General features: G+C 33.7%; 5 protein-coding genes. 3 read left to right on the top strand and 2 right to left on the bottom strand.

Annotated elements, in window-relative coordinates:
• From ACWVCY_RS00190 to acs, 3 genes are all read left to right on the top strand, one after another.
• Nucleotides 1-312: hypothetical protein (locus ACWVCY_RS00190; RefSeq protein WP_455139247.1), on the top strand; the 312-nt coding region annotated here is incomplete at its 5' end.
• Nucleotides 313-539: 227 nt separating this feature from the next.
• A complete protein-coding gene (locus ACWVCY_RS00185) occupies nucleotides 540-1814 on the top strand; it encodes an L-lactate MFS transporter (protein ID WP_455139245.1) in 1275 nt (424 codons plus the stop codon).
• Between the two features lie 332 nt (nucleotides 1815-2146).
• Nucleotides 2147-4183, top strand: a complete 2037-nt coding sequence (gene acs, locus ACWVCY_RS00180) for an acetate--CoA ligase (RefSeq protein ID WP_455139243.1) — start codon at nucleotides 2147-2149, stop codon at nucleotides 4181-4183.
• 138 nt (nucleotides 4184-4321) lie between these two features.
• Here acs and ACWVCY_RS00175 read toward each other — a convergent pair whose 3' ends face one another.
• A complete protein-coding gene (locus ACWVCY_RS00175) occupies nucleotides 4322-4642 on the bottom strand; it encodes a DUF167 domain-containing protein (RefSeq protein WP_455139241.1) in 321 nt (106 codons plus the stop codon).
• Entirely contained in the window at nucleotides 4621-6588 is a 1968-nt protein-coding gene (locus ACWVCY_RS00170) for a hypothetical protein (RefSeq protein ID WP_455139239.1), read from the bottom strand. Before ACWVCY_RS00170 ends, ACWVCY_RS00175 begins: the two co-directional genes overlap by 22 nt.
• Between the last annotated feature and the right edge of the window lie 2 nt (nucleotides 6589-6590).

Genomic DNA, 6590 nt, shown 5'->3' with positions numbered 1-6590 from the left:
CTAGTGTCAAGTTTTTCTGATTTACGATTATTACTAGACAATACTGATTATGGAATAAGTACGTTCTTCGATTCAAACGTAATTAAAGAATTTGATTTGAGTTACCTTTATACTCTGGAAAATACTATTTTTGATATTATAGACAGACTTAAAGATAAAATAAATAAATTTAACGATTCGATCGAAAGCGGGATGCTTTCTGATAGTAGTAGAATCACTAATGAAATCCTAGATGATCTATCTGCAATTCGAGACGCTTGGGAAGAACGTAGGAGATTAATTTTTGATTTCCAAAAACTAGGATTAGTTTAATTCAATCTTCCGAACCTTTCATTCTGCTTTAAACTAGAAATACCCATTCAAGTCAATTCAACTTATCTTCTTGGTAAATTGAATAAGAAGATATGCTAATACTAAATTGTAACCACTTTTTAATCAAAAATATCCTTAAATATTTATACTTCTCCAAATTCTTGGGTCTCAGGTCTTAAAACCTCTAAAAATGACCTTCCAAGTTTGTATTGAATGGTGATTTTAGTTTGAATGAAGAAAAGGAAATAAATCGTTACATTACGATAAAAATTCCAGCAATTTTGATTCCAGCAGTTTTAATTCAACTTTGTCTCGGATCGATTTATGCTTGGTCAAAATTTCAGACTGCTTTGAACAGTGCTAGTGGCGTATATGTTTGGGAAAAGTTATTAACTCAATTACCCTTTACATTCGGATTAGCATTCTTTGCAATTGCTATGATTTTTGCAGGGAGATGGCAAGATCGGGTAGGTCCTAAAAAAGTAGCTACTATTGGAGGAATTCTCCTTGGAGTAGGATATTTGCTTGCAGGATTTGTTGATATAATTGCTCAAGGAGACCAACTCCTTGGATTCATCTGGCTTGCAATTTCATATGGCGTAATCAGTGGTGTGGGAATAGGTTTCGCATATGTGTGTCCAATAGCTACCTTAGTAAAATGGTTCCCTGATTACAAAGGACTTATAACAGGTGTTGCAGTAGCAGGATTTGGCCTAGGAGCATTTTTCTTGCTTTATATTGAGGAATTTTTAATTTTATCAATCGGGAACGGAAAAATCGGTATTGCTTTTTGGATACTCGGATTAATATTCATTCTAACTGTTGTACCTTCTGCTCAATATCTTAAAAATCCTCCCAAAGGTTGGACTCCTCCAGGGTTTACTTCTCAATCAACAAAAATGACAATCAAAGGTAAAAAAGATTATGAACCATTGGAAATGATAAAAACACCGCAATTTTGGCTTCTTTGGGGCATGTTTATACTTGCTGCGAGCGCGGGACTTATGACTATTGGAAATGTTACTACTTTTATAGGAAATACCTTATCTGATCAAGGAATTCTTGAATATAGTGTTCTTGCAGTCACAGCAGGATCGTTATTAGCTATTTTCAATTCAGCAGGTCGAATAGTTTGGGGAGCTGTTTCTGATCGACTTGGACGAATAATAACAATGATTTTAATGTTTGGAACCCTTGGTGTGGCAATGTTTTTCTTTGGTATTCAAACTGAATACTTATTCCTGCTCATTGGGGCCTGTACTATTGGTTTTTGCTTCGGTGGGAACTTCGCACTTTTCCCATCAGCTACAGATGATTATTTTGGTACTAAAAATCTTGGAAGAAATTATGGGATAATATTTACAGCTTATGGGATCGCAGGGGCTTTAGGACCTTTTATTGCTGGTATTTTACCTTATAAGGATGCATTTCCTTTACTGGGATTATTGGCATTTCTTGCAGTTGCATTAGCTGTCGTAGCTGAATACTTAGCCAGAAAATAATTTTTAGGTTAGAAAATTTTAGCGTCAGAAGTTTTGACGCTTTCCCTTATTTTTTTATTAATTATCACCTTTTTTTCTTGAATCAATCATGCCTTCAAGTAGTATTTATAAAAAACTCAGTTAAAAAACAGTGAATTTAGTCTGTCAGAAATATTGAAATTAAGATGATCCTATAGCTAATTACATATTAATTACTAATTGAGAAATAAACTTCTTATAAATTTCTTAAAATGCTTTGAATCAGATTGCAGGGAAGTAAAATCCCCTGTAAATAAATTTATTAATTTGAATTTTCACGAAATGTAATGATAAACTAACGAATGGGCGATATTATGTCAGAAGAAACAAAAACAGAGAAAGAAAAAGCAAAGAAATATTATCCCTTACCAGAATTAGCAAAGAAAGCACGGATCCCAAATATGGAAGCTTATCAAAAGAAATGGAAAGAATCTGTTGAAGATATTGAAAAATTCTGGGCTGAAGAAGCAAAAAAGGTAGAATGGTTTTCCCCATACAAACGAGTTTGGACACCTCCTGTAAAAGGTGAATCAGACTTTGTAGGAAAATGGTTTGAAGGTGGTAAACTCAATGTCACCTATAACTGCCTTGATAGATGGGTAGAAAAAGGATACGGAGATGAACTTGCTCTAATATGGATGGGTGAAGATGATAGTGTTAGAAAATTTACTTATAAATCCCTACTAAGTGAAGTGAATAAGGCAGCTAATGCTTTGAAAGAGCTTGGAGTAAAAAAAGGAGACCGAGTTTGCATTTGGTTACCTATGATTGATGTCCTAGCTACTGTTATGCTAGCATGTGCACGAATTGGTGCTATACATTCTATTGTATTTGGTGGATTTAGTGCGGAATCCGTCAAGGATAGAATTGATGACTCTGAATGTAAAGTTTTGGTTGTTTCGGATGAAGTAAGACGAGCAGGTAAAAATCGTCCCATGAAAGACAATTTAAAAGGAATAATTGAAACTTGTGACTCAATTGAAACAGTGGCTGTAATTAAACTTACTGGAGGGGAAGTTTATCACTATGAAAAGGATGTAGATTTTCTTGCTCTTGCAGAAAAACAATCTGATTTATGTAAACCGGAACCCATGGATTCAGAGGATCCTTTATTTATTCTTTACACAAGCGGAACCACTGGAAAACCTAAAGGGGTAGTTCATACTCAAGCAGGTTATCTTGTATATGGTATCTCTACTAATTATTATGTTTGGGATTACTCGTGTCTTCTTGATCTTAAAGGAGAAACACCTGCAACAAGGGATGTATGGTATTGCACCGCTGATATTGGTTGGATTACAGGTCACACTGAAATCATCTATGGACCTTTAGCTTTAGGAGCAATTTCAATCTTTTATGAAGGTGTTCCAACTTGGCCTCATGGAGGACGTTTCTGGGAAATTTGTGAAAAATTTGGTGTCACTCATTTTTATACAGCTCCTACAGCAATACGAGCATTACAAAAACTTGGGAATGAAAATGTAACAAAATGGGATCTTTCAAAATTGAAAATGCTAGGTACCGTTGGGGAAGTTTGTAATTGGCCTGAATGGAAATGGTATTGGGACATCGTAGGCAAAGGAACAAGTGGAGAAAAGCCAGTCGGAAGGCCCATTGTTGATAGTTATTGGCAAACTGAAACAGGATCCTATATGATGGTAAACCTAGGCGCTATAACTCCTATGAAACCAGGATCATGTACGTTCCCGTTCTTTGGCATTAATCCAATTTTATTAGATGAAGAAGGAAATAAAGTAACCAAGCCAAACACCCAAGCTTATTTTTGTTATGATAAAAGCTGGCCTGGGTTGATGCGAACCGTTTGGAATGACCATGATCGATTCGTCCGTACTTACTTAGTTCAATTCGAAGGCTATTATGTCACTGGTGATTATGCTCTTATTGACAAAGAAGGATATTATTTCATTCTTGGTCGCTCTGATGATGTGATCAAAGTTTCTGGTCATCGATTAGGATCTGCAGAGGTCGAAGCAGCCATTAATTCCCATCCAAAAGTAGCTGAAAGTGCCGTAATCCCCTATCCTCATCCCGTAAAAGGTTCAACAATTTTTGCATATATTACTCTTATGAACGATGACGAAGCTAGTGAAGAAATGAAAAAAGATATTCAAAATCATGTTCGTAGTGTAGCTGGGCCAGCTGTTTATCCAGAGGTTATTATGTTCTCAAATGCTGTACCTAAAACTCGTTCTGGGAAAATAATGCGACGAGTACTTAAAGCTGTCGCAGAACAGAAGGAGATCGGCAATGTTATGACATTAGCAAACCCTGAAGTTGTTGAAGAGCTAATAGCACGACGTAAGATGATGGGTGAAATTAAATTCCAATAATTTCCCCTTTTTTTCCATCTATAATCTTAATTTTAAGGATTTAGTAATTACACGGTCAAAGAATACGTAATGTATTGTTTAAAGAAATTTCATCAAACTAATCCTTTATGGCAATCACCAAAAAGAATTTCCTCGAATTTATCTACTTCTATTCCTTGATATTGATTCTGGGAAAAAGGTGGATATTTTTAGCATAAATTCATCAAATGATATGTTTTTAAACCGTATTACTTTATTCGGTCTTTTTGAACCACTTTCTAACGTAATATCAGTCTTAAATTGTCTTCGAAGGAGTTTTATAATTTCCTTGTTAGCTTTACCTTTAATTGGAGCTGCTTTAATCTTTATTATCATAAAATCCTGATTAATCTCGATTTCATTTGAAAAATGATGAGTTTTAACTTGAATATTGACCAATAAATCATTACCGTCTTTCTTTATCCAAGGAAGGTTTTGCATTTTGCTCCATTCTTTGAAATTTCAGTAATGGATGAAAATGAAACACGATTTAATGAGAATCGTGATTCGATAAGATCAATTGCATTTTTTAGAGATAAATCTTCCTCCATCCAAATAAAATTCAAAAAATACCGTGCAAGATTATTTGGCCATAAACTTTCTTCTGGAGGGATTGCCAATGCCATTGAAACTCGTCTTTGAAATCGTTCAACATATTGATCAGAAGATTTACGTCCTATTTCCTTTATAAGTTCCACTGAATCTTTAGCGGTCCATAGGATAAAAAATTCAGCATTATTAACAAAAAATCCGTAAATAATACCTTTATATTTATCATCAATGAAAATAGGTTTGCCAATAAGATAGCGAAAGGTTTCTGCTATTGAATGGAAATAAACCCCAATCTTTGCTTCAATTTTCCTCTTAAACTTGAAAGCAGCTGAAGGTAGGACAGTATAATAAGAACTTACAATTTCATGTGGAGAAATTAAAAATCTTTCTTTGTTATTAATCTTCCATAATGTTTCAGGGCTAAAGACTTCACTTTCACCTATATTAAACTCTTTAGTAACGTAAATACGGTATTCGGATAGATTTCTCTTTCCCAAGCCTATTAGAAAGATTTCTAGAAGCTTTGAAGGAGGAATTTCGCGTTGGATTATTAATGCTTGACCATAAGGGGAAGAAGAAATCACACCTTTAATTATTCCGAAAATTGATCCAGCCATACCAGTTACTAATGAACCAATATCAATTTTACTTACATTAATTTTCCCTGGAGCAGGAATCCATGCTGATACTTCCAATTGTATTAAATCCTCAGACTTTACTGCTACATTTTTAGTATTCATTCCCTTAATTGTCCCATAACTAATGAACATTACTTTAATTAATTCAGGTTTTTCAGGTGGAACTTGGATATTAAGTAGATTTATCCACTTATTAAAAATTGATGGTTGTAAACCGAATGAGACGGGCACTTCAACTTTTTGAGCTATTAATTCACTAATTTGATGGATAGTCGATGTAGTAATATCTATTCCTGCATTTTTCAATAAAGTTTCATATTTTTCTTTTAGTTTAGTGGCATCTAGTGGTTTTTCTTTAACAATAGGCAGATAAATAGCATTATTTACTACAATAGGAGGTCTTACTAGTCCAACTGGTTCCTTTTCTATATAGATAACTTCACCAGTATAGTCCCAAGGTTCATATTCCAGTTTTGAATCAATGGTTTTTCTTGGTTCATCTACAATATCTGTTGAAATTTCTTTAGTTTTTGAAGAAAAAAGGGGATCTTTTTCTTTTATTGGTTTAATAGGTGGAATAAGCTCATGAAGATCTAATTTCAAATGGTATGATTCTTTTATTGGAGATATAAGGCTATTCAAGATTTCAATTTCGACTTCATCAATTTCTTCAGGTTTCATTATATCCTTGGTAAGAATAATATTTTCAGAACATCTCCGCCAAACTTCTTGAAACTCAATTACAAATTCTGTAACCCGTGCATGGGTTGATTCATTTAGAATTATTGTTAAGAATTCGTCCATGTCTAAAAAATAACTATGATCTAATATTTTCAAGCTTGTATATTTATGCTTTAACCGATTTTGAACCAAGTTCTCTATTTTCAATAATTGATTCTTTTCATTGACATATTTTTGTATTAATTCTTTTGTTGTCTCTTTCGATAGGTCTCCTGTATCCCAAGCGTTGGCAGTCTCCTCTATCTGTGATTCCAACTTATTTAATAATTCTTTTATTTCATTTATATTTCGATCCAGTTTAATTAACTCAAACATTTCGAGAAAAGGATTTATTGGGAAGTTAGGACTTGATGGTATTAATCTTAAATCTTTGATCGAGGTATCAAACGCTGTTTTCGAGATCAAATCATTTTCAAAGAGATTATATAATATATTTTCAAGCTCATTAATATTCACAG

The organism is Candidatus Hodarchaeum mangrovi, assembly GCF_975850365.1.
This window is presented reverse-complemented; position numbering and strand designations above follow the sequence as displayed.

Bases quoted from the DNA above. Each gene is read 5' to 3' on its own strand.
- acs (WP_455139243.1), top strand. From the start codon at position 2,147: ATGTCAGAAGAAACAAAAACAGAGAAAGAAAAAGCAAAGAAATATTAT.
- ACWVCY_RS00175 (WP_455139241.1), bottom strand. From the start codon at position 4,642: ATGCAAAACCTTCCTTGGATAAAGAAAGACGGTAATGATTTATTGGTC.